This window comes from Sphingomonas sp. CARO-RG-8B-R24-01, assembly GCF_022662295.1.
In the GTDB taxonomy this organism is placed as follows: Bacteria; Pseudomonadota; Alphaproteobacteria; order Sphingomonadales; family Sphingomonadaceae; genus Sphingomonas.
Genome location: NZ_JAKNQI010000001.1, coordinates 860,393 through 883,156, shown reverse-complemented (window position 1 = coordinate 883,156; position 22,764 = coordinate 860,393). Strand labels below are relative to the sequence as shown.

Annotated in this window: 20 protein-coding genes; 13 read left to right on the top strand and 7 right to left on the bottom strand. The window is 66.8% G+C overall.

The features are described from left to right. Positions 1-269 precede the first annotated feature (269 nt). The 10 genes from L8G49_RS04225 (at position 270) to L8G49_RS04180 (ending at position 13,344) form a co-directional block, all read left to right on the top strand. Complete coding sequence (locus L8G49_RS04225) at positions 270-1,052, top strand: enoyl-CoA hydratase-related protein (RefSeq protein WP_242182651.1); 783 nt, start codon at positions 270-272, stop codon at positions 1,050-1,052. Next, positions 1,052-3,409, top strand: coding sequence for a methylmalonyl-CoA mutase (scpA, locus tag L8G49_RS04220; protein WP_242182649.1), 2,358 nt, complete (start codon positions 1,052-1,054; stop codon positions 3,407-3,409). The genes L8G49_RS04225 and scpA overlap by 1 nt, the downstream gene beginning before the upstream one ends. Then, positions 3,406-4,533: a biotin synthase BioB gene (gene bioB, locus L8G49_RS04215; protein ID WP_242182647.1), complete on the top strand. Its 1,128-nt coding sequence runs from the start codon at positions 3,406-3,408 to the stop codon at positions 4,531-4,533. The genes scpA and bioB overlap by 4 nt, the downstream gene beginning before the upstream one ends. Further along, on the top strand, positions 4,524-4,886 hold the full coding sequence (locus L8G49_RS04210; RefSeq protein ID WP_242182645.1) for a lysozyme inhibitor LprI family protein: 363 nt from the start codon (positions 4,524-4,526) through the stop codon (positions 4,884-4,886). Before bioB ends, L8G49_RS04210 begins: the two co-directional genes overlap by 10 nt. Positions 4,887-4,941: 55 nt before the next feature. Further along, positions 4,942-7,119, top strand: a complete 2,178-nt coding sequence (locus tag L8G49_RS04205) for an acetyl/propionyl/methylcrotonyl-CoA carboxylase subunit alpha (RefSeq protein ID WP_242182643.1) — start codon at positions 4,942-4,944, stop codon at positions 7,117-7,119. Positions 7,120-7,196: 77 nt separating this feature from the next. Then, entirely contained in the window at positions 7,197-8,678 is a 1,482-nt protein-coding gene (locus tag L8G49_RS04200; RefSeq protein ID WP_242182641.1) for an efflux transporter outer membrane subunit, read from the top strand. Further along, entirely contained in the window at positions 8,679-10,094 is a 1,416-nt protein-coding gene (locus L8G49_RS04195) for an efflux RND transporter periplasmic adaptor subunit (RefSeq protein WP_242182639.1), read from the top strand. Positions 10,095-10,122: 28 nt separating this feature from the next. Continuing rightward, the gene (locus L8G49_RS04190; RefSeq protein ID WP_242137899.1) at positions 10,123-10,839 is read left to right on the top strand and encodes an ABC transporter ATP-binding protein; all 717 of its coding nucleotides are present in this window, start codon (positions 10,123-10,125) and stop codon (positions 10,837-10,839) included. Between the two features lie 189 nt (positions 10,840-11,028). After that, positions 11,029-12,237, top strand: coding sequence for an ABC transporter permease (locus L8G49_RS04185; protein WP_242137750.1), 1,209 nt, complete (start codon positions 11,029-11,031; stop codon positions 12,235-12,237). Positions 12,238-12,411: 174 nt separating this feature from the next. Continuing rightward, entirely contained in the window at positions 12,412-13,344 is a 933-nt protein-coding gene (locus tag L8G49_RS04180) for a 50S ribosomal protein L11 methyltransferase (protein ID WP_242182637.1), read from the top strand. Positions 13,345-13,347: 3 nt separating this feature from the next. On the opposite strand, the gene L8G49_RS04175 is transcribed toward L8G49_RS04180, so the two are convergent. Genes L8G49_RS04175 through phhA form a run of 3 tightly spaced genes read right to left on the bottom strand, consistent with a single transcriptional unit; the run spans position 13,348 to position 14,542 of the window. After that, positions 13,348-13,524: an EthD family reductase gene (locus tag L8G49_RS04175; protein WP_242182634.1), complete on the bottom strand. Its 177-nt coding sequence runs from the start codon at positions 13,522-13,524 to the stop codon at positions 13,348-13,350. Between the two features lie 3 nt (positions 13,525-13,527). After that, positions 13,528-13,653 carry a hypothetical protein gene (locus L8G49_RS20955; protein ID WP_277923027.1) on the bottom strand — a complete coding sequence of 42 codons (126 nt, stop codon included), beginning with the start codon at positions 13,651-13,653 and terminating at the stop codon, positions 13,528-13,530. A 22-nt stretch (positions 13,654-13,675) separates the two neighbouring features. Beyond that, a complete protein-coding gene (gene phhA / locus L8G49_RS04170) occupies positions 13,676-14,542 on the bottom strand; it encodes a phenylalanine 4-monooxygenase (RefSeq protein ID WP_242182632.1) in 867 nt (288 codons plus the stop codon). A gap of 46 nt (positions 14,543-14,588) precedes the next feature. On the opposite strand from phhA, the gene L8G49_RS04165 reads away from it, so the two are divergent. Both L8G49_RS04165 and L8G49_RS04160 read left to right on the top strand, forming a co-directional pair. After that, on the top strand, positions 14,589-15,251 hold the full coding sequence (locus L8G49_RS04165; RefSeq protein WP_242137746.1) for a TIGR02117 family protein: 663 nt from the start codon (positions 14,589-14,591) through the stop codon (positions 15,249-15,251). Then, positions 15,248-15,952, top strand: coding sequence for an alpha/beta fold hydrolase (locus L8G49_RS04160; protein WP_242182630.1), 705 nt, complete (start codon positions 15,248-15,250; stop codon positions 15,950-15,952). Before L8G49_RS04165 ends, L8G49_RS04160 begins: the two co-directional genes overlap by 4 nt. Before the next feature lie 19 nt (positions 15,953-15,971). Here L8G49_RS04160 and L8G49_RS04155 read toward each other — a convergent pair whose 3' ends face one another. Next, positions 15,972-17,273 carry a sugar MFS transporter gene (locus tag L8G49_RS04155; RefSeq protein WP_242182628.1) on the bottom strand — a complete coding sequence of 434 codons (1,302 nt, stop codon included), beginning with the start codon at positions 17,271-17,273 and terminating at the stop codon, positions 15,972-15,974. Positions 17,274-17,351: 78 nt separating this feature from the next. Here L8G49_RS04155 and L8G49_RS04150 point away from each other — a divergent pair, with 78 nt between their 5' ends. Further along, positions 17,352-19,148, top strand: a complete 1,797-nt coding sequence (locus L8G49_RS04150; RefSeq protein ID WP_242182626.1) for an IlvD/Edd family dehydratase — start codon at positions 17,352-17,354, stop codon at positions 19,146-19,148. Between the two features lie 215 nt (positions 19,149-19,363). Here L8G49_RS04150 and L8G49_RS04145 read toward each other — a convergent pair whose 3' ends face one another. The 3 genes from L8G49_RS04145 to L8G49_RS04135 form a co-directional block, all read right to left on the bottom strand. Then, a complete protein-coding gene (locus tag L8G49_RS04145; RefSeq protein WP_242182624.1) occupies positions 19,364-20,080 on the bottom strand; it encodes a FadR/GntR family transcriptional regulator in 717 nt (238 codons plus the stop codon). Between the two features lie 64 nt (positions 20,081-20,144). Next, the gene (gene araD1 / locus L8G49_RS04140; protein ID WP_242182622.1) at positions 20,145-21,116 is read right to left on the bottom strand and encodes an AraD1 family protein; all 972 of its coding nucleotides are present in this window, start codon (positions 21,114-21,116) and stop codon (positions 20,145-20,147) included. After that, positions 21,113-22,708, bottom strand: a complete 1,596-nt coding sequence (locus L8G49_RS04135; protein WP_242182620.1) for an aldehyde dehydrogenase (NADP(+)) — start codon at positions 22,706-22,708, stop codon at positions 21,113-21,115. Before L8G49_RS04135 ends, araD1 begins: the two co-directional genes overlap by 4 nt. Positions 22,709-22,764: the final 56 nt, after the last annotated feature.

Sequence of the window (22,764 nt, the reverse complement as noted above, 5' to 3'; positions counted from 1 at the left end):
CGCAGTCGCCAGCAATCGTTCGGTGCGGTATCGAGCGCCCGCCTTTCGCCAGACCTCAGCGAAAGCCGATTCACGCACCCCACGTTGGCTGTTTTCCCGCGAAGGCGGGAACCCAGGGCCAAGCAGAACAACGGCTTGCGGTTCTCGCGACTCCTGGACTCCCGCCTTCGCGGGAGAACAAGTATGTTTCGCAGAGGCTATGCCCTCGCCAGGGTGGCACCGTTCGAAAAGACGCCCATCGTTCCGAAGCAGTTTCCAAGGACCAAGTGATGCCCGACCCCATGATCCAGACCGAGCGGCGCGGCGACGTGCTGATCGTCACGCTCAATCGCCCCGACCGGCTCAACGCCGCGCCGCCGCAGATGTTCGACGACCTGCGCGACGCGCTCGCCACGCTCGACGGCGCGCGTGCGGTGCTGATCGCGGCAGCGGGGCGGGGGTTCTGCTCGGGGGCGGACGTCGGCGGCGGGGCGCTCGGCAGCGACAACCCGGGCAACAGCACCTTCAAGGCGCTGACCGAGGCGTATAACCCGACGATCGCGGCGATCGCGGACCTGTCCGTTCCCGTCGTCAGCGCGGTGCGTGGGCCTGCCGCGGGGATCGGGTGCAGCCTCGCGCTCGCCGCCGACTTCTGCGTCGCGAGCGAGACCGCCTATTTCCTCCAGGCGTTCGTCAACATCGGTCTCGTTCCCGATGGCGGCGCATCGTGGATGCTCCCGCGGCTCATTGGCCGGGCGCGCGCGACCGAGATGATGCTGCTCGGCGAGCGTGTTCCCGCCGCCAAGGCGCTCGACTGGGGGATGATACACAAGGTCGTCGCCGACGACTCGCTCGATGCGGAAGCGATCGCATTGGCGGAACGGCTCTCCGCCGGGCCGACCGTCGCGATGGGGCTGATCCGCCGCCAGATCCGCCATGCCTATGAGGCGGATTACGCCGCCGCGATGCTGCAGGAGGCGGAGAACCAGCGGCACGTTCGCGGCACCGCCGATTCGATGGAAGGCGGCATGGCCTTCTTGCAGAAACGAAAGCCACGGTTCACAGGAACCTGATGGTAGAGATTGAAACCAATACGGGTGAGGACGCCGGGAGCACGCCGGCCCCACGCGACCTTCCCGAGCCGAGCACGCGTCCGACGCTGGATGCCTGGGCCGCCGCCGCCGCCAAGGAGGTCAAGGGCAAGGACCTGACCTGGCACACCCCCGAAGGGATCGACGTCAAGCCGCTCTACACCGCGGCGGACGTGGCGGACATCGACCCCGGCCTCCCCGGTTTCGCGCCGTTCACGCGCGGCGTGCGCGCGTCGATGTATGCGGGGCGGCCGTGGACGATCCGGCAGTACGCGGGGTTCTCGACTGCGGAAGCGTCCAACGCCTTCTACCGGCGCAATCTTGCGGCGGGGCAGAAGGGCCTGTCGGTCGCGTTCGATCTGGCGACGCACCGCGGCTATGACAGCGACCATCCACGCGTGACCGGCGATGTCGGCAAGGCGGGGGTCGCGATCGACACGATCGACGACATGAAGATCCTGTTCGACGGGATCCCGCTCGACAAGATGTCGGTCAGCATGACGATGAACGGCGCGGTGATCCCGATCCTCGCCTTCTTCATCGTCGCGGGCGAGGAGCAGGGGGTGCCGCAGCATCTGCTCGACGGGACCATCCAGAACGACATCCTCAAGGAGTTCATGGTCCGCAACACCTATATCTACCCGCCGGCGCCTTCGATGCGGATCATCTCGGACATCATCGGGTATACGTCGGCGCACATGCCGAAGTTCAACTCGATCTCGATCTCCGGCTATCACATGCAGGAAGCGGGGGCGACGCAGCTTCAGGAGCTGGCGTTCACGATCGCGGACGGGCGCGAATATGCCAAGGCGGCGATGGCCTCCGGGCTCGATCTTGATGCGTTCGCCGGGCGGCTGAGCTTCTTCTTCGCGATCGGCATGAACTTCTTCATGGAAATTGCGAAGCTGCGCGCGGCGCGGAAGCTGTGGCACCGCGTGATGACCGATCTTGGCGCGAAGGACGAGCGGTCCAAGATGCTGCGGACGCATTGCCAGACGAGCGGTGTGTCGCTGACCGAGCAGGACCCGTATAACAACGTGATCCGCACCACGGTCGAGGCGATGGCGGCGATGTTGGGCGGCACGCAAAGCCTCCACACCAACGCGCTCGACGAGGCGATCGCGCTGCCGACCGACTTCTCCGCCCGGATCGCGCGCAACACGCAGATCGTGCTGCAGGAAGAGACGGGGATGACCAAGGTCGTCGATCCGCTCGGCGGCTCATACTATATCGAGAGCCTGACCGAGGAGCTGGTCGACAAGGCGTGGGAGATCATCCAGCGCGTCGAGGCCGAGGGCGGAATGGCACAGGCGGTCGCGGCGGGCTGGCCCAAGGCGATGATCGAGGAAGCCTCTGCGGGCCGTGCCGCGCGGGTCGACAAGGGCGAGGACGTCATCGTCGGCGTCAACAAGTACAAGCTCGCCGAGCAGGACCCGATCGACATTCTCGACGTCGACAACGTCGCGGTGCGCGAGGCGCAGATTGCGAGGATTGCGCGGTCGAAGGCCGGGCGGGACGAGGCGAAGTGCCAGACGGCGTTGGACGCGTTGCGCGAGGGTGCGCGCAAATCCTCCCCCGCCATGGCGGAGGAGGGGGACCGTGGGCATTCAGCGAACGGTGGAGGGGGCGATCCGGGCGCAGCGCCTGCGGCAGAACCCCTCCACCACCCGGCTGAAGAAGCCGGGCGGTCCCCCTCCCCCGTTGGGGGAGGAATGGAAACGAATCTCCTCGCGCTCGCGGTCGAGTGTGCGCGGCAGCGCGCGACGCTTGGCGAGATTTCCTCCGCGATGGAGGATGTGTTCGGGCGGTATGACACCGTGCCGACGCCGGTGTCGGGCATCTACGGCGGCGCGCATGAGTTCGACGCGGCGTGGCAGGGGCTGAAGGAAGGCGTCGTTTCTCTGGAAACGCGCAACGGGCGCAAGCCCCGGATGCTCGTCGCCAAGATGGGGCAGGACGGGCATGACCGTGGCGCGAACCTCGTGTCGTCCGCGTTCGGCGATCTCGGGTTCGAGGTCGTGCCGGGGCCGCTGTTCCAAACGCCTGCCGAAGCCGCCGAACTCGCGATCGCGCGCGATGTCGACGTGGTGGGTGCGTCGTCGCTCGCGGCGGGGCACAAGACGTTGATCCCCGAGCTGATCGGGCATTTGCGCGAGGCGGGGCGCGGCGACATCAAGGTGATCGCGGGCGGGGTGATCCCCGCGCAGGATTATCAGGTGCTGCGCGACGCGGGCGTGCAGGGGATTTTCGGGCCCGGGACCAATCTGGTCGAGGCGGCGGGCGAAGTGTTGCGATTGCTGGGGCATAATATGCCCCCGGTTGAGGATGGTGTGGAATGAACGTGATCACAACGCATAGCCCCTCCCCTTCAGGGGAGGGGTTGGGGTGGGGCCGTGCAGCGGACTCAACCGACGTCGGGCTCGGTGAGACGTCCCCCACCCCCATCCCCTCCCCTGAAGGGGAGGGGCGGACCCGGAACGACTGGACGCGCGCGGAAATCGCCGCCTTGTTCGACCTTCCGTTTGACGAACTGATGTTCCGTGCGCAGACCACGCACCGCGCGCATCACGCCGCGGGGCAGGTGCAGCTGTGCACGCTCCTGTCGATCAAGACCGGCGGCTGCCCGGAGGATTGCGGCTATTGCAACCAGTCCGCGAGCGCCGACACCGAGCTCAAGGCCTCCAAGCTGATGGACGTGCGCGCCGTCCTGCAATCCGCCGCCCAGGCGCGCGATGCCGGTAGCCAGCGCTTCTGCATGGGCGCGGCGTGGCGCAATCCCAAGGACAAGGACATGCCCGCGATCATCGAGATGGTGCAGGGCGTCCGCCAGATGGGGATGGAAACCTGCATGACGCTCGGGATGCTGGAGCCGCACCAGGCAAAGCAGCTCGCCGATGCGGGCCTCGATTATTACAACCATAACATCGATACCTCGCCCGAGAAATACGCCGAGGTCATCACCACGCGCACCTTCCAGGACCGGCTCGACACGCTCGAGCACGTGCGCGAGGCGGGGATCAACGTGTGCTGCGGCGGGATCGTCGGGATGGGCGAGACGCGCGGGGATCGCGTCGGCTTCATCCATGCGCTCGCCACCTTGCCGCGTCACCCCGAGAGCGTGCCGGTCAATGCGCTGGTGCCAGTCAAGGGCACGGTGCTCGGCAACATGCTCGCGGATACGCCACTCGCCAAGATCGACGACATCGAGTTCGTCCGCACCGTCGCGGTCGCGCGCGTTACGATGCCGCTGAGCATGGTGCGGCTGTCGGCGGGGCGCGAGAGCATGTCCGAGGCGACGCAGGCCTTGTGCTTCATGGCGGGCGCGAATTCGATCTTCACCGGCGACAAGTTGCTGACCACGGGCAATGCCGGGGACGACAAGGACGCCGCATTGCTGGCCAAGCTCGGGCTCGTCCCGATGGTCGGCGAGGAACCGATGCGGAAGGAAAAGACATGCTGCTGATCGCGCTGCTGATCGCTGCCGCGGCCCCGGTCCAGACTCAGGCGGATATGAACCGCACTGCCGGGTCGAGCTACACGGCCGCCGATGCCGCGATGACCGCGCAGTGGAAGCGGACCTACGCGTACATGAAGGGGCGTGACGCGCAGGACACGTCGCGCGGCGGCGGGTTCGGCTATGCGGCGGCGCTGCTCGAGAGCCAGCGCGCGTGGCTCAAGTTCCGCGACACGCAGTGCGTGATCGAGGGTGGGCAATATGCCGGCGGGTCGGCGCAGGGCATGACGACGGCGTCTTGCCGGACGAGCCTGACGCGGGCGCGGACGGCGCAACTCAAGTCGATGATCTGGTACCAATAACGATCAGTCCGCACCCGGCATCCGGTCGGGGAGACGGCACACTCTAGGGCGAGCGATGTTCAAGAAAATCCTGGTCGCGAACCGCGGCGAAATTGCCTGCCGCGTGATGCGGACCGCGAAGAAGATGGGGATCGCGACGGTCGCGGTCTATTCCGACGCGGACGCGCGCGCGCCGCATGTGCTGATGGCGGACGAAAGCGTCCGGCTCGGGCCGCCGCCTGCAGGGGAGAGCTATCTGCTCGCCGACCTGATCCTGCTCGCGGCCAAGGAGACGGGCGCGGACTGTATCCATCCCGGCTACGGCTTCCTGTCCGAGCGCGAGAGCTTCGCGCGCGCCTGCGCCGACGCGGGGATCGCGTTCGTCGGGCCGCCCCCGAAAGCGATCGCCGCGATGGGGGACAAGATCGAGTCCAAGAAGCTCGCCAAGGCCGCGGGCGTCAACGTCGTCCCCGGGTTCCTCGGCGAGATCGCGGATACCGACGAAGCGGTGAAGATCGCGACCGACATCGGCTATCCGGTGATGATGAAGGCATCGGCGGGCGGCGGCGGCAAGGGGATGCGGCTCGCTTACTCCGAGCAGGACGTGCGCGAGGGGTTCGAGGCGACCAAGCGCGAGGGGCTGGCGTCGTTCGGCGACGACCGCGTGTTCATCGAGAAGTTCATTGAAAGCCCGCGCCATATCGAGATCCAGGTGATGGGGGATCAGCACGGCACCATCGTTTATCTCGGCGAGCGCGAATGCTCGATCCAGCGGCGGCACCAGAAGGTGGTCGAGGAAGCGCCGTCGCCGTTCGTGACGCCCAAGATGCGGAAAGCGATGGGGGAGCAGGCGGTCGCCTTGGCGCGCGCGGTCGGGTATTTTTCGGCGGGGACGGTCGAGCTGATCGTCTCGGGCGCGGACACGACGGGGGAGGGGTTTTACTTCCTCGAGATGAACACCCGGCTCCAGGTCGAGCATCCGGTGACCGAGGCGGTGACCGGGCTGGATCTGGTGGAGCTGATGATTCGGGTTGCTTACGGTGAAGCGTTGCCGTTTTCGCAGGATGACGTGACGCTCAAGGGGTGGGCGATCGAGAACCGGGTTTATGCGGAGGATCCGTATCGCGGGTTCTTGCCGAGCACGGGGCGGTTGGTGCGGTATCAGCCGCCGGAGAGTGTGGGGACGCCGTACACTTCTCTTAGCCCCTCCCCTTCAGGGGAGGGGTTGGGGTGGGGCCGTGCAGCGGACTCAACCGATGTTGCGCTCGGTGAGACCGCCCCCACCCCCTACCCCTCCCCTGAAGGGGAGGGGCAAGAAGAAGAAGGGGCCTTCCTTTCCTCCCCTGAAGGGGAGGGGCAAGAAGGAGAAGGAGAAGCTTACGTCCGTGTCGACGATGGCGTTCGCGAGGGGGGCGAGGTCAGCATCTTCTACGATCCGATGATCGCCAAGCTCATCACCTGGGCCCCCACGCGCGAGGAGGCGATCGATGAGCAGATCGCCGCGCTCGACGCGTTCGAGATCACTGGCCCGGGCAACAACATCGACTTCCTCTCCGCGCTGATGCAGCACCCGCGCTTCCGCTCGGGCAACATCACGACCGGCTTCATCGCGGAGGAATATCCCGACGGCTTCCACGGTGCTCCCGCATCGCCCGAGCTGATCCGCGACCTGTCCGCGATCGCCGCCTTCGCCGCGACCGCCGAGGCGGATCGCGCGCGCCGGATCGATGGCCAGCTCGGCAAGCGGTTGCGTCCGCCCGCGCAATGGTCGGTCAGGATCGGCGAGGCGACGCATGTCGTCCATATCTCGACCGATGGCGTAACCGTGGACGGCGAGGACCTCGACATCGGGCTGGAATATACCCCCGGCGACCGGATGGTCCACGCCGAGATCGACGACGCCGACCTCAGCGTGAAGATCGTCCGCACCCGCGGTGGGTTCCGCCTGACCACGCGCGGCGCGAGCCATGACGCGCGCGTGCTCCCCGCGCATGTCGCGCCTTACGCGCAGCATCTGATCGACAAGGTCCCGCCCGATCTCTCGAAGTTCCTGCTGTGCCCGATGCCGGGCCTGCTGATGCGGCTCGACGTCGGCGTCGGCGACAAGGTCGAGGCGGGGCAGCCGCTCGCGGTGGTCGAGGCGATGAAGATGGAGAACATCCTGCGCGCCGAAAAGGCCGGCACGGTCAAGGCGGTCAACGCCAGGACCGGGGATAGTCTCGCGGTCGATGCAATCATTCTTGAAATGGAATAACCCGCGATTGCACGTTCGCAAAAGCTTGTAACAAGAAATCGGTGGACCGCGCGCGGTGTGTTAGCCACATAGAGGCGATGCGTCACCGCCCGATCCTGTCGTTCGCCCTGACGTTCCCGCTGGTCGCCTGCACCGTTGGACCGAATTACCATCCCGCTACGCCAGCCGCGCTTGGCGTGCCGGATGCCTATTCGGTGCCGCTCCCGGCGCAGGCGCGCGGCGATCTCACGGCCTGGTGGACGCGGTTCGACGACCCGCTGCTGACCAGCGTGGTCGAGCGTGCGCGCGCCAACAACCTCGATATCGCGCAAGCGCTCGCGCGGTTGCGGCAGGCGCGCGAGGCCCTGGTCCAGTCGCGCGCGCAGTTGCTGCCGACGCTCAGCGGCTCGGCCGGCTATACCCGCTCGCAAAGCATCGTTGGCGGGACGACGACGCTGCCGGGCGGTGCGACGATCGTGACCGGGCGCGGATCGGGGGATACGCTATCGCTCGGGCTCGACGTGCAATATCAGGTCGGGCTGTTCGGCGAGATCCGCCGCACGATCGAATCGTCGCGCGCGCAATATGAGACGTCGGGCTACGACCTGGCGACGGTGCTCCTTTCGACCGAGGCGGAGGCGGCACGCAACTACATGCTCGCGCGGCTCTACCAGGCGCAGCTTGCCAATGCGCGCGCGTCGTTGCGGGTGCAGGACGACAATCTCGAGATCGCGGGATTCCGTGTGCAGGCCGGGCTGGTCTCCTCGCTCGATGTCGAACAGGCGCGCTCGCAGCGGGCCAGCACCGCAGCGACGATCCCGACGATCGAACAGAATTACAACGCCGCGGTCTCGCGGATCGGCGTGCTGACCGGGCAGGCTCCCGGAGCACTGAAAGGGGAGCTTGCGGCAACGCGACCGATCCCCGCCGGGCCCGACAGCGTCGCGATCGGCGTGCCGCTCGATACGCTGCGCCAGCGCCCCGATGTCCGGGCCGCCGAGCGCCAGCTCGCCGCGGCGACCGCGCAGATCGGTGTGGCCAAGGCGCAACTCTATCCAGCGCTCGCGATCAGCGGCAGCCTGTCGACCGATGCGTCCAAGCTCGGCAGCCTGTTCCAGACCATCGCGGGGCAGGTGTTTGCCGGTTTGACGCAGGCGATCTTCAACGGCGGTCGATTGCGGGCGCAGGTGCGCAGCAACGAAGCCGCCGCCGATGGTGCATTCGCGGCCTACAAGTCGACCGTCCTGCAGGGACTGGAGGATGTCGAGAATGCGGTCGTGGCGCTCGATTCCGCCAAGCGGCGTGCCGAGCAATTCGCGATCGCGCTCGATGCGGCAAACAACAGCGCGATCCTCTCGCGCACCCAGTATCGCGCGGGGCTGACCGACTTCGTCACGTTGAACACCACCGAAACCAGCCTGCTCAATGCACGCAACGGTCTGAGCCAGGCGCAGTCGGACCGGGCGACCGCGTTGGTGCAATTGTTCCTCGCGCTCGGCGGCGGGTGGGACAGCACTGCCGATCCGACCGCCGTGATCGCCGCGCCCGCGTCAAACCCCATCGTCCGCCAGGAACGCTAAATGGCCAGCACGCCCCCGACCTCTGTTCCCACCAATACCGATCTGGACGCCTTTCTGGGCGCCAAGCCCGTCCCGGCATGGCGGCGCTGGGCGAAGTGGGTGCTAGTCGCAGTCGGCGTGCTGTTGTTGCTCCTTCTGTTGAAGAGCTGTTTCGCCGGGTCAGACAAGCCGGACTATGCAACGGCGGCGGTAGAGCGCGGCGCGCTTTCGGTCAGCGTTTCGGCGACCGGCAAGCTGCAGCCGACCAACCAGGTCCAGGTCGGCTCGGAACTGTCCGGCCTCGTCACCAAGGTCGTGGTCGACGTCAACGATCGCGTGACCAAGAACCAGCCGCTTGCGCTGGTCGATCCGTCGCGCTTTCAGGACGCGGTCAACCAGAGCCAGGCGGCGCTCGATGCGGCAGTCGCGACGGTGGCGCAGAATCAGGCGACGCTCGCGCAGGCCAATGCGACACTCGCGCGCTACCAAGAGGTAAGCCGCCTGTCGGGCGGTCGTGTTCCCGCCAAGACCGAGCTCGACCAGGCACGCGCCGACCGGGACCGCGGCATTGCGAATGTGCGCGCGGCGCAGGCCAACGTGGTTTCGGCGCGCGCAACGTTGTCGTCGAATGCGACGCAGCTGGTGAAGACCGTGGTCCGTTCCCCGGTCAACGGTGTCGTCCTCGCGCGTCAGATCGAGCCGGGTCAGACCGTCGCGGCGTCGTTCAGCACGCCGACCCTGTTCGTGATCGCGGAGGACCTCAGCCGGATGAAGCTCGCGGTCGCGATCGACGAGGCCGACGTCGGCTCGGTGAAGGAAGGGCAGAGCGCGACCTTCACGGTCGACGCGTTCCCGGGCAAGACATTCCCCGCCGCGATCACGCGGGTCGATCTGGGGTCGAACCTCAGCGCGTCGACCACGGCGTCAACCAGCGCGACGACGACCACTACCGCGGGGCAGGTCGTGTCCTACAGCGCCACGCTTTCGGTCGCCAACTCCGGGCTGCAGCTGCGCCCGGGCATGACCGCGACCGCCGACATTGTCACCACGGCAAAGCCCAACGTCCTGCTCGTCCCCAACGCAGCGCTGCGCTTCAAGCCGGTGGATACGACCGCGACCGCGAACAAGGGGATCGCGGGGGCGCTCGTTCCCGGGCGGCCGCGGCGGGGTGGCGCGGGCAGCGGCAAGGGCGAGACGGTCAAGCGCGGGGGATCGCAGACCGTCTACACGCTCGGAGCGGACGGGACCGCGCAACCCGTCGCGATCACCACCGGCGAAAGCAACGGGACGATGACCGAAGTGATCGGCGGTGCGCTCAAGCCTGGCGACAAGGTCATCACCGGGCAACTCGCGAAGGATTCGTCCGGTGCGGCAGCAGGCTCCGGCAGCGGCGGGGGGCAACGGCGGCGATCGGGCGGGCAGGGCGGTGGCCAGTAACCCCGCGCCCCTGCCGCTTCACGGGGCGGTGCCGGGGCTCCCGATCATCTCGCTGCGCAGCGTCACCAAGAGCTATGGCGAAGGCGCGACCGCGTTCCTCGCGCTCAAGGGGATCGACCTCGACATCACGCAGGGCGATTTCGTCGCGGTGATGGGCGCGAGCGGATCGGGCAAGTCGACCACGATGAACATTCTCGGCTGTCTCGACGTGCCGACCGGCGGCACGTTCGCGTTCAAGGGCGTCCATGTCGAATCGCTCGATCGTGACCAGCGCGCGCTGTTGCGGCGCAAGTATCTCGGCTTCGTGTTCCAGGGGTTCAACCTGCTCGCGCGCACGACAGCACTCGAGAATGTCGAGCTGCCGTTGCTGTATCGCGGCGATGCAAAGGGCGCGCGGCGGGCGGCGGCGATGGCGGCGCTCGACAAGGTGGGGCTGGCGAACTGGTGGGACCATACGCCCGCCGAACTGTCGGGCGGGCAGCAGCAGCGCGTCGCGATCGCGCGGGCGATCGTCACCAGCCCGGCAGTGCTGCTTGCGGACGAGCCGACGGGAAATCTGGATTCGGAACGCTCGGTCGAGATCATGGAATTGCTGTCGGGGCTCAATCGCGACAGCGGGATCACGGTGATCATGGTGACGCACGAACCCGACATGGCGGCGTTCGCGCGGACGATCGTGCACTTCAAGGACGGGCTGGTCGAGCGGATCGACACGCAGCATCACCAGGGCGAGGTGGCGTCGTGACGCGCGAAACCAAAAAGCCCCTCCCCTTCAGGGGAGGGGTTGGGGGGGTGGGGCCGTGCAGCATTCCGATGCGGCGTTATCTGCACGCCCCCACCCCAACCCAGTGTCGGGTGAAGGATGCCCCGCATCCTTCAGGCCATGCCGGGGGCATGGCCGACCCGACACTCCTGAAGGGGAGGGGCTAGGATAATGCTCGGCACGACCCTCCTCCTCGCGCTGCGCTCGATCGCGCGGCACAAGCTGCGCTCGTTTCTCACCACGCTCGGGATCATCATCGGCGTTGCCGCCGTCGTGACGATGGTCACGCTCGGCAAGGCGACCACCGCTGCGGTGCAGAAGTCGATCTCCTCGCTCGGCACCAACATCCTCCAGGTCCGCCCCGGGCAGGGTTTCGGGCGCGGCGGCGGGGGCCCACGGCCGCCCGACTTCAAGCCGCAGGACGCGATCGCGATCCGCGATCAGATCGCGGGCGTCACCGCCGTCGCCGCGCAGGCGGGCACCACCGCGACCGCGATCTACGAGGGCGCGAACTGGTCGACCACGCTCAACGGCACGACCAACGCCTATTTCCAGGTTCAGCCGTGGCCGCTGACCGAGGGCCGCTATTTCACGCCCGCCGAAGAAGGCGCGGGCAAATCGGTCTGCATCATCGGCAATACGGTCAACACGAACCTGTATCGCGGCGGATCCCCGCTCGGCACGCGGATGCGGATCGGCGGAATCTCGTGCGACGTGATCGGGCGACTGTCGGCACGCGGACAGGCCGGCTTTGGCGGCGATCAGGACGATGTCGTGATCATGCCGTTGAAAGCCGTGCAACGTCGCTTCACCGGTTCGACCGACCTCAAGCTGATGCTGGTGGGCGTCGATCAGGCCTATTCGAGCGCAGCGGTGCAATCCTCGATCGAGGACCTGCTACGCGAACGCCGCAACATCAACGGCGGCAAGGACGATGACTTCAACATCTTCGACACCGCCCAGATTTCGGCAACGCTGACCCAGTCGACCACGCTGCTGACGGGAATCGTCACCGCGGTGGCGGCGATCAGCCTGATCGTCGGGGGGATCGGGATCATGAACATCATGCTCGTCTCTGTGACCGAGCGGACACGCGAGATCGGCATTCGCCTGGCGATCGGCGCGGTCGCGCGGGAGGTGTTGCTCCAGTTTCTCGTCGAGGCCATCGCCTTGTCGATGCTGGGCGGGCTGATCGGGCTGGTGGTCGCGCAGATGGCGGTGTTGTCGCTCGCGGGGGTGATGAAGGTCGACTATCTGTTCGATCCGCAGATCAACATGATCGCCTTTGCGATCTCGGCGGTGATCGGCGTCGTCTTCGGCTATTTCCCGGCCCGTCGCGCCGCCGCGCTCAACCCGATCGACGCGCTGCGCCACGAATAGCCGCGCGCAGCGCAAAAACATCTACTTCTACCTTCGTGGCTTTGTGCCTTTGTGCGAGTCCATCTTCTTCTGAAGAAGGCAGAATGGACTCGCACGAAGCCACAAAGCCACGAAGAGAAGAAGGGGTTTGTAGGACGCTTGCGCGTCGGTGCGTAGGCGGGCAGGAGCGGGACCATGACCAGCTGGAAATTGAGCCTTCCCTGCACACGCGCCGAGGCCGAGGCGATCGACGCCGCCGAGGATATTGCCGAAGGCGTCGTGCTGATGACGACCGAGCTTTATGAGGACGACCGGGAGCATTGGCGCCTCGACGCCTATCTCGAGGCGGAGCCCGCCCCGGAGACGATCGCGCTGATCCACGCGCTGGTGCCGAGCGCGACCAGCGTGTCGCCCCAGGTGGAGATGCTTGCGGACGAGGATTGGGTCACGCTCAGCCAGCAGGGGCTGGAGCCGATCGCCGAAGGGCGGTTCCTCGTGCACACCAGTGCGCATCCCGTCGACGTGCCAGCCGGTGGTCGCGCCTTTCTGATCGAGGCCGGGCAGGCATTCGGGACGGGGCACCATGCGACCACTTCGGGGTGTCTCGCGATGCTCGACCGCATGGCGGATGCACGGTTCACCCGTGCGATCGACATCGGCACGGGGACTGGCCTGCTCGCCTTTGCGGCGCGGCATCTTTGGCCCGACGCCGAGATCCTCGCGACCGACATCGATCCGCGCGCGATCGTCGTCACCCGCGAGAATGCCGACGTGAACGGCGTCGCTGCGGTCGATCTCATCGTCGCGGACGGGACGCTGGACGATGCGATCACCGCGCGCGCGCCCTATGATTTGGTGATTGCCAATATCCTGGCGGGGCCGCTGGTCTCGATGGCACCCGAAATCGCCGCGATCGCGGCCCCACGGGCGACGATCGTGCTGGCCGGACTGCTCGATACGCAGCGCGCCGATGTCGTCGCGGCCTTTGAACGGTGTGGTTGCGTGCTCACCGAGATCGATCGTCGCGGCGACTGGACGATTCTGCGGTTGACCGCGGCAGCACAGCGCTATGTCCCGACCCAGCCGATCGACCCCAAGGGGCGCGACGGCTGGGCGCTGGACCTGTGACCTTCAGCCCAGCACTTCGCTGATCAGTTGCCTGGGTGCGGCGTCGGTGAAGTTCGCCACGTCGGCGAAGATCTCCTGCGCATGCGGGCCGCTCATCGCCTGCTGCACCGCCGCCATCGACGCGAACGACAGTTCCGCGATGATCGCGAAAGCAGGTGCGCCGCCATCCGGTCCCGGCACACCCTAGAGCACGCGCGTACCGGTCAGTTCCTGCGACCACCGGTCGCGCACCATCGGCATGTGCTGGGTAAGATAATAGTCTTGGTCGAAGCGATCGGGCTTTTCGTACAGGATGCTGACGATGATCACGATGGATTCCTTTCGAGAACGTCTACCGCTTGCCCAACGCATAGGCCTGGGTTCCGTTCGTGATCATCCTGTCCTGCGGCAAGACATCGGCCACCGGCACGTCGGGAACGCTTGCCAGCTCCTGGTATAGCGGGCCGAAATCGGTTTCCACCGTGACGCGGAGCAACTCCTCCAGGCTGGGGATCACGAAATAGTTCTGCTGGAAATCGTCGATGCGATATTCGGTCCGCATCACGCGCTTCAGATCGAAGGCGATGCGGTTGGGACTGGCATCGTCGAGCGCGAAGCGGCTCTCGGCGAAGCTCGACACGATGCCGGCCCCGTAGATGCGCAGGCCCTCCGGCTCGGCGATCAGGCCAAACTCCACCGTATACCAATAGAGCCGGCCGAGATATTTCAGCGCGTCCAGCCCCTGTGCGCGCTGCCCGCCACGGCCATAGGCGGCCAGATAATCGGCGAAGACCGGATCGGCGAGCATCGGCACATGGCCGAACACGTCGTGGAAGACGTCGGGCTCCTGCAGGTAATCGAGCTGGTCCGCGCGCCGGATGAAATTGCCGGCCACGAAGCGGCGATTCGCCATATGGTCGAAAAAGACGTCGTCGGGTACCAGACCGGGGACGGCCACCACTTGCCAGCCGGTCAGCTTCATCAGGCGTTCGGACAAATCCTCGAAATCGGGAATCCCGGGTTTGGACAGCTTCAGTACATCAAGACCCCGTAGATAGGCGTCCGATGCCCGGCCGGGGAGCAGTTTCGCTTGCCGTTCGAACAGCGTGTCCCAGACGCGATGTTCTTCCGCCGTGAAATGCGCCCAGTTTTGCGGGATCGTCCAGTCGGCGTTGGCGCCTTCGGGAGGGGCGTCGAGAACATGCGTATCTTCGGTCATGGAACGTCCCTATCATAGCGCCCGCCGGGGATGAAACAGGAAGCGAATGCCACAAGTAATCCATTCAATCGGCACGGGACTTTTCGTCGTCATGCTCGCCTTGGCGGGCTATGGTGCGGCAGGGATGGTCGGCGGCGCGGTCCCGGCCAATACCGGGTGGACCGCGCCAGTGGACGGCGTGCGGATTCTGGTCGAGAGCAATGGCGTCCATACCGGACTGGTGCTGCCGAAAGTGGCGGCCGGAGTCGACTGGCGCGCGCTTGCGCGGGCGGAAGATCTCGCTGACCCGCGCTATGCCGGTTATGACCACGTCGCGATCGGATGGGGAGACCGCCGGTTCTACGTGGAAACACCCACATGGCGCGACGTCCGGCCGGCCACCGTGGCGGCAGCGGCGCTCGGGAGTGGGCAGACCGTGCTGCACGTCGAGCATATCGCGCTGCCATCGCCGGGTGATCAGGCGCGCGTGGTGACGCTGCGTCCCGCGGAATACCGGCGGCTCGCCGCCTTCGTCCGGGGCAGTTTCGGCCCACGTGGCTGGCACCGCACCGGTTATGGCATGGATGACGCGTTTTACGCGGCGACCGGTCGCTATGATGCGCTGCGTACCTGCAACAGCTGGACCGGGGATGCCCTGCGCGCGGCGGGCGTCAGGATCGGCGCGTGGACCCCGTTTCCGGTGACCGTGCTGGGCTGGTTCGCGGCATGAGGCCCCCGTCGCGCCTGTTGTGGGCGGCGGAACTGCCGCGTGCCGCCTTTGGCCTCGCGTCGTTGCTGGGCGCGCAGCGAAAGCTCGCCAAGGCACCGCGCGGCGACGGGCGGCCGATCCTGTTGCTGCCCGGGCTGATCAACAGCGATCGCTCGCTCGTCGTGCTGCGACGCTATCTGAACCAGCTCGGCTATCGTGCCGAGGGGTGGGGTCTGGGCCGCAATTTCGGGGTTCGTGCGATCGGCAACGAAGGCGCGCTTCTGCTCGACCGGGTTCGTGCGCTGCATGCCGAAACCGGGGAACGCGTCACGCTGATCGGGGTCAGTCTTGGCGGGATCATGGCACGGTATGCGGCACACCGCCTGCCCGACATGGTGCGCGAGGTCGTCACGATCAGCTCGCCGTTCGCGGGGTCGCCGCGCGCCACGAACGTATGGCGATCGTTCCAGGTGCTGACCGGGGAGCAGATCGACGCGCCGAACGTGCTGGCGCAGCGCAAGCTGGTGGCGGAACCGCTGCCGGTACCGTCCACCGCAATCTGGAGCCGGAGCGACGGTTTCGTCAACGGCATGATCTGTCACGACACGAACGGCCGGACGATCGAGGTACGCAGCAGCCACGTGCTGGTCCAGGTTCGTCCGGAGGTGTTGCTGGCGGTGGCGCGCGTGCTGGGGGAAAGCGCGCGCGACCCGATGGGCTGACCACCGCGCAGGGGTGCGATCAATCCGGCGCCGTTGCCGGGGTACGGCAGCCCCACAGCGCGTAGAACAGTACGTACAGCTCGCACGCGGCCGTCAGCAGGAACGACGCCTGCAACCCGTACATGTCGGCGAGCTTGCCCTGCACCACGACCAGTGCCCCGCCGGCGATCGCCATGATCAGCAGCCCCGAACCTTCCTCGGTGAGCGGCCCAAGGCCCTTGATCCCGAGCGTGAAGATCGTCGGGAACATGATCGAGTGAAACAGCCCGACGAGGATCAGCGCCCACATCGCGACCGGCCCGGTCGTGAACACGGTCACGAGCATCACCACGAACGCGCCGATCGAGAAGGCCGCTAGCACCGTTTCAGCCGGAATCTTCTGCATGATGAACGAACCCACGAACCGCCCGATCATCATCCCGCCCCACAGGAAGGTGAGATAACGCCCGGCCTGTTCGTGCGTCAGGTCGGCGATCTGCGGCTGGCTGACAAAATTGACGAACAGGTTGGCGACGCCGATCTCGGCAATCAGATAGATGAAGATTGCGGGAATGCCGAACACCAGGTTGCGGTGGCGCCAGAGCGAATGGTTCTTGCGCTCTTCCTTCGCCATGCGGCTGGTCGTGCCCCCCATCGCGGGCAGTGGAAAGCGTGCGATCACGACCGCGAGGACGACCAGTACGATCGCCACCAGCACATAGGGCAACACCACCGACTGCGCATCGGCGAGCCGCTCGGCCTGGGTGAAGACAGCCCCCGACTTGGCGGTGCCGCTGGTCGAGCGCCCAAGGATCAGATAGGCGCCGAACAAGGGCGCGAGCATCGTCCCGGCCGAGTTGAGCGCCTGGACCAGGTTGAGCCGCGCCGAGGCGGTCTCGGGGGCACCGATCACGGCGACATAGGGGTTGGCGGCGACCTGCAGCAGCGTGATCCCGCTGGCGATCACGAACAGCATGACGAGCGTGACGCCGTAGGACGGAATGCTCGCGGCAAGCGTCATCCCGACCGCGCCCGCCGCCATGATCAGCAACCCGGTGACGAGCGAGCGCTTGTAGCCGATCCGCTCGATCAGCTTGGCCGAGGGGATCGACGCGAAGAAATAGGCAATGAACCAGACGCTCTCGATCAGCGTCGTCTGGGTGTAGCTCAGGTCGAACACGCTGCGCAGGTGCGGCAGCAACGTGTTGTTGATGACCGTGATGAAACCCCACATGAAGAACAGGGTACCGAGCAGCACGAGCGCGCTCACATAGGACGGGCGTATCCCGTCCTCCGTCGCCGCCGTTTCAGGGGCAGATTGCCGGGTCGGAGTAATCGCCATTGGCTCGCATCCTCATTGATCTTATAATTGTCTGAGTATATCCCCGTACCGATAGCGTCAAACGCGGAGTTCCCGAAAATGTCCGAGTCCACCCCTCCCAAGCTCCGCAGCCGTGCGTGGTTCGATAATCCCGACAACATCGACATGACCGCGCTGTATCTCGAGCGGTATCTCAACTTCGGCCTGAGCCTTGCCGAGCTGCAATCGGGCAAGCCGATCATCGGCATTGCGCAGACGGGTTCCGACCTGTCGCCGTGCAACCGCCACCACCTCGTGCTTGCCGAGCGGCTGCGCGAAGGCATTCGCGAAGCGGGCGGGATCGCGCTCGAATTCCCGGTCCATCCGATCCAGGAGACCGGCAAGCGCCCGACCGCCGGGCTCGACCGCAACCTTGCGTATCTCGGGCTGGTCGAGACGCTGTACGGCTATCCGCTCGACGGCGTCGTGCTGACGATCGGCTGCGACAAGACGACGCCCGCCTGTCTGATGGCGGCGGCGACCGTGAACATTCCGGCGATCGCTTTGTCGGTCGGCCCGATGCTCAACGGCTGGCACAAGGGCGAGCGCACCGGCTCCGGCACGATCGTGTGGAAGGCGCGCGAGCTGCTCGCGGCGGGCGAGATCGATCACGCAGAGTTCATCCGCCTGGTGGCGTCGTCCGCGCCATCGACCGGTTATTGCAACACGATGGGCACCGCGACGACGATGAACTCGCTGTGCGAGGCGCTCGGCATGTCGTTGCCAGGTTCGGCCGCCATCCCCGCGCCGTATCGTGACCGCCAGGAAGTCGCCTATCTCACCGGCAAGCGCATCGTCGACATGGTCGCCGAGGACCTCAAGCCCTCGGACATCATGACGCGCGACGCCTTCCTCAACGCGATTCGGGTCAATTCCGCGATCGGCGGGTCGACCAACGCGCCGATCCATCTGACGGCCATCTCGCGCCACATCGGCGTCGATGTGCCGGTCGAGACGTGGCAGTCGCACGGGCTCGACATTCCTTTGCTCGTCAATTTGCAGCCCGCGGGCGAATATCTCGGTGAGGATTTTTACCGTGCGGGCGGTGTCCCGGCGGTCGTGTCGCAGCTGATCGACCAGGGGCTAATCGCCGAGGGCGCGATGACCGTCAACGGCAAGACGATGGGCGAGAATTGCCGCGGCGTCGGAATCGAGGACGAGAAGGTGATCCGTCCGTTCGCGACCCCGCTGATGGAAGCGGCGGGCTTCGTCGTGCTGTCGGGCAATCTGTTCGACAATGCGGTCATGAAGACGAGCGTGATCTCGCCCGAATTCCGCGAGCGCTATCTCTCCACGCCGGGCGACCTCGACGCGTTCGAGGGGCCGGTCGTGGTGTTCGACGGGCCGGAGGAATATCACCGGCTGATCGACGATCCCGCGACCGGGATCACGCCCGAAACGCTGCTGGTGATGCGTGGCGCGGGGCCGATCGGCTATCCGGGGGCTGCCGAAGTCGTCAACATGCGCCCGCCCGCGCATCTGATCCTCGACGGCGTCCACGCGCTGCCGTGCATCGGCGATGGTCGCCAGTCGGGGACCAGCGGCAGTCCGTCGATCCTCAACGCTTCGCCCGAAGCGGCGGCCGGCGGCACGCTTGCGCTACTGCGCACGGGGGACCGGGTGCGGATCGACCTCAACCGCGGCACCGCCGACGTGCTGATCGACGATGCCGAGATCGCGGCACGCCGCGCGGCGCTGGCGGCGGCGGGGGGGTATCAGTATCCCGCGTCGCAGACGCCGTGGCAGGAGATCCAGCGTTCGGTCGTCGGGCAGTTGGGGACGGGCGCGATCCTCGAAGGCTCGGAGGCGTATCAGCGCATCGCGCAGACGCGTGGGCTGCCGCGGGATAATCACTGATCGGAGCTGGGGACTTCATGATTGGGAAGTCCCCGTTTCTCAGCTGGCGACTTCCCCGGCGAAGGCCGGGGCCCAGTCGAGAAGGTCGTGGTAACGGGCAGGTGCGCTCGATCCACCACGGCCACCGCTACTGGGCCCCGGCCTGCGCCGGGGAAGCACCTTTAGGTACGATCGGGGTCATTCTCCCCGCGCGACCGCCCCGTCGATCGGCCTGCCTACTCGCGCTCCGCCAGCCCCATGTCGCCGAGCGCCAGCCGCAGAAGCTCGACCATCGCACGCTGCGCGGCTACTGCGTCCCCCGCGACGATCGCCACGTGCACGCGCTCATGATCCGGCAATGGATCGCGGGGCAAAGCGTGCTTGCGGTGCTTGAACGTCGTCGTCCAGCGCACCGCCGCGCCGACGCTGTTCGCCAGCGCCGCCAGCGGTTCGTTGCGCGCTGCGGCGAGGATCGCGCGGTGGAAGCGCTGGTCGGCGGTCTGCCCGCGCGCGTCCTTGAGGCCGTAGCGCCGCATCGCTTCCAGCGCGTCGTGCATCTCGGCAAGGTCGACATCCCGCCGCCGACGCGCCGCGAACGCCGCCGCCGCTGGCTCGATCACACCGCGCAATTCGAACAGGTCGATGATGAAATCGGTGTCGGGCTCGCCCTCGAACGTCCATGCCAGCACGTCGACGTCGAGCAGGTTCCAGCGGCTGCGGGGGGTGACGCGCGTGCCGGCCTTGGGTCGGCTCTCGACCAGTCCCTTGGCGGCCAGGATACGGATCGCCTCGCGGTAGGCGGTGCGCGAGATGCCGAGCGCCTCGCTCGCCTCGATCTCGCCGCCGAACACGGTGCCGGGCTGGCGTACCCCGCTGACGATCTCGACGCCAATGTCGTGCGCGATGATCCCGTGAATGCGCGGGGCAAAGCTGCGGTCGTCGTCTCCGGTCATGCCGCTCCCTTGCGTGTGGCACCGATGCTAGCCGATCGCGTAGCGCTCCGGAAGCTGCACGCGATTATAGCGCGCGGACCTGCGGAACGACCGTCTCCCCCACAGCCAGCGGGTTGCTGACGGGAAGCGTGAATGGCGCCGCCGCAATTTCGAATACGTCCCCCGGCCGTGTCTGGAAGCCTTCGCTGAACGACAGTGTCGCAGTCCCGAAGAAGTGCACGTGAACGTCGCCGGGGCGGCGAAAGCCGGCATATTTGAAATGATGATGCTCGAGGTTGGCGATGCTGTGCGACATGTTCGCCTCGCCCGACAGGAACGGCTTTTCCCAAACGGTCGCGCCATCCCGCACGATCCGGCTGGTACCGCGGACGTCGGCGGGGAGGTCGCCGAGCAGCAGTTCGGGGCCGAGCGCGGCAGGGCGCAATTTCGAATGGGCGAGCCATAGGTAATTGCCGCGCTCGGTCACGTGATCCGAGAATTCGTTGCCGAGCGCGAAGCCCAGCCGCACCGGCGTTCCGTCCGACGCGATCAGGTAGATCCCCGCGATCTCGGGTTCCTCGCCACCGTCGAGCGCGAAGCCCGGCATCGTCAGCGGTTCGCCGGGGGCAGCGAGGATCGCGCCGTCGCCCTTGTAGAACCATTCGGGCTGGACGCCCGTTTCGCCCACCGCAGGCTTGCCGCCATCGACGCCCATCAGGAACATCTTCATCGAATCGGTCGGGTCGGGATTTTCCGCTGCCTTGCGATGCATCTGGTCGCGGCCCTCGGCCGAGCCGAGATGCGTCAGCCCGGTCCCGCTGACGAGCAGATGCGCGTCGTCGGCGTGATCGATCGGCGACAACACGCGTACGCCCGCCAGATCCACGACGTCCCCGAGTCGCGTCTCCGCAAGCGCGGCCAGCCCCATTTCGGACTGGACCGCGAGATCGGCGAGCGCGAACACGGTCGACACCCCGATGACGCGGCGTGCGCCATCGGGGGTCAGCGCGGCAACGCCGCGCGCGCCATCGTCGAACTGGACGAGCGAGATGATCATCGTGCGGAAGCCTCGCGCACCCCGTCGATCCGGCGCGCGATGTCCCACGGGTTGCCATCGCGCAACGCCGCCGGAAGCATCGCCTGCGGCAGGTTCTGGAACGAGACCGGGCGCAGGAAGCGATAGATGGCGAGCGTGCCGACCGAGGTCGTGCGCCCGTCGCTGGTCGCCGGGAAGGGGCCGCCGTGTACCATCGCGTGACTGACTTCGACACCCGTCGGCCAGCCGTTCGCGAGAATGCGCCCGACGCGCCCGGCAATGATCGGGACGATCCCCGCCGCCGCTTCGGCATCGGCCGCGTCGATCTGGACCGTCGCGGTCAACTGGCCTTCGAGCGAGGCGATCACATGACCGACCTCGGCAAGGTCCTTGCAGCGCACGACGACCGACGACGAGCCGAACACTTCATGTCCAAGCGCGCGGTCCGCGAGGAAGCTCGCCGCGTCGGTTTCGAACAGCGCGCCGATCGCCTGGTTCGGGCCGGTGTCGGCGACGCCGCGGGCAACGGTCCGGACCGCCGAATGCCCGCCGAGCGCATCGACGCCCTTCTGATAGGCTTCATGGATCCCCGGCGTCAGCATCGTCAGCGCCGCGCTGCCCGTCAGGGCCTCGCCCGCAGCCGCGACGAACGTGTCGAGATCCGGCCCCTCGACTGCGATCACCAGGCCCGGGTTGGTGCAGAACTGCCCTGCGCCCATCGTCAGCGACTGGACGTAAGCGGCACCCAGCTCCTTTGCGCGCGCGGCAAGAGCGGCGGGGAACAGGATGACCGGGTTGATGCTCGACATCTCGGCATAGACCGGGATCGGCTCGTCGCGCTCGGCCGCGATCTTCATCAGCGCGAGGCCACCGCCGCGCGAACCGGTGAAGCCGACCGCCTTGACGCGCGGATCAGCGACGAGCGCGCCACCCAAGGCGTTCGTGTCACCCGGCAGATAGGAGAAGACGCCCGCTGGCAGTCCGCTCGACTGGACCGCCGACGCGATCGCGCGTGCGACGAGTTCGCCGGTGCCGGGATGCGCCGGATGACCCTTGACGATCACCGGGCAGCCAGCAGCCAGCGCCGATGCGGTGTCACCGCCAGCGACCGAGAAAGCGAGCGGGAAGTTGGACGCGCCGAACACCGCGACGGGGCCGACGGCTACGTTGATGCGGCGCAGGTCCGGGCGCGGCAGGGGTGCACGGTCGGGGAGCGCCGGGTCGATCGTCGCGTCCAGGAAATCGCCCTGGCGGACCATCTGCGCAAACATGCGAAGCTGGCCGACGGTACGACCGCGCTCGCCTTCGAGACGCGGGCGGGGGAGACCGCTCTCGCTCATCGCGCGAACGATCAGGTCGTCGCCGATCGCGAGGATCGCCTCGGCGATCGCCTCGAGGAATGCGGCGCGCGTGGTGAGGTCGGTCGTCGAATAGACCGGGAACGCTGCTTCGGCGAGCGCGGCCGCTTCGGCGACGGCTTCGGGCCCGGCGGCCGAGAAGTTCGGCTCGAGCGTTTCGCCGGTCGCGGGGTTGATTGCGGTGAACCGCGTATCGGCCTGACGAACGTCAGCACCGATCAAAATTGCTCCATCGATCACGAAAAGCCCTTCCATAATAACTCAGACATAATAGGGTTTACGGACGCCAACTGCAAGGCGAGACTGAGGAT

What these genes read in the sequence shown, in the direction of transcription:
- L8G49_RS04210 (WP_242182645.1), top strand. Translation starts at nt 4,524, where the DNA reads ATGCTGCTGATCGCGCTGCTGATCGCTGCCGCGGCCCCGGTCCAGACT.
- L8G49_RS04155 (WP_242182628.1), bottom strand. Translation starts at nt 17,273, where the DNA reads ATGGCGATTACTCCGACCCGGCAATCTGCCCCTGAAACGGCGGCGACG.
- L8G49_RS04195 (WP_242182639.1), top strand. Translation starts at nt 8,679, where the DNA reads ATGGCCAGCACGCCCCCGACCTCTGTTCCCACCAATACCGATCTGGAC.
- araD1 (WP_242182622.1), bottom strand. Translation starts at nt 21,116, where the DNA reads ATGATCATCTCGCTCGTCCAGTTCGACGATGGCGCGCGCGGCGTTGCC.
- L8G49_RS04165 (WP_242137746.1), top strand. Translation starts at nt 14,589, where the DNA reads ATGCCACAAGTAATCCATTCAATCGGCACGGGACTTTTCGTCGTCATG.
- L8G49_RS04145 (WP_242182624.1), bottom strand. Translation starts at nt 20,080, where the DNA reads ATGACCGGAGACGACGACCGCAGCTTTGCCCCGCGCATTCACGGGATC.
- L8G49_RS04135 (WP_242182620.1), bottom strand. Translation starts at nt 22,708, where the DNA reads ATGGAAGGGCTTTTCGTGATCGATGGAGCAATTTTGATCGGTGCTGAC.
- L8G49_RS04205 (WP_242182643.1), top strand. Translation starts at nt 4,942, where the DNA reads ATGTTCAAGAAAATCCTGGTCGCGAACCGCGGCGAAATTGCCTGCCGC.
- L8G49_RS04185 (WP_242137750.1), top strand. Translation starts at nt 11,029, where the DNA reads ATGCTCGGCACGACCCTCCTCCTCGCGCTGCGCTCGATCGCGCGGCAC.
- bioB (WP_242182647.1), top strand. Translation starts at nt 3,406, where the DNA reads ATGAACGTGATCACAACGCATAGCCCCTCCCCTTCAGGGGAGGGGTTG.
- L8G49_RS04150 (WP_242182626.1), top strand. Translation starts at nt 17,352, where the DNA reads ATGTCCGAGTCCACCCCTCCCAAGCTCCGCAGCCGTGCGTGGTTCGAT.
- L8G49_RS04225 (WP_242182651.1), top strand. Translation starts at nt 270, where the DNA reads ATGCCCGACCCCATGATCCAGACCGAGCGGCGCGGCGACGTGCTGATC.
- scpA (WP_242182649.1), top strand. Translation starts at nt 1,052, where the DNA reads ATGGTAGAGATTGAAACCAATACGGGTGAGGACGCCGGGAGCACGCCG.
- phhA (WP_242182632.1), bottom strand. Translation starts at nt 14,542, where the DNA reads ATGACCGAAGATACGCATGTTCTCGACGCCCCTCCCGAAGGCGCCAAC.
- L8G49_RS04200 (WP_242182641.1), top strand. Translation starts at nt 7,197, where the DNA reads ATGCGTCACCGCCCGATCCTGTCGTTCGCCCTGACGTTCCCGCTGGTC.
- L8G49_RS04180 (WP_242182637.1), top strand. Translation starts at nt 12,412, where the DNA reads ATGACCAGCTGGAAATTGAGCCTTCCCTGCACACGCGCCGAGGCCGAG.
- L8G49_RS04160 (WP_242182630.1), top strand. Translation starts at nt 15,248, where the DNA reads ATGAGGCCCCCGTCGCGCCTGTTGTGGGCGGCGGAACTGCCGCGTGCC.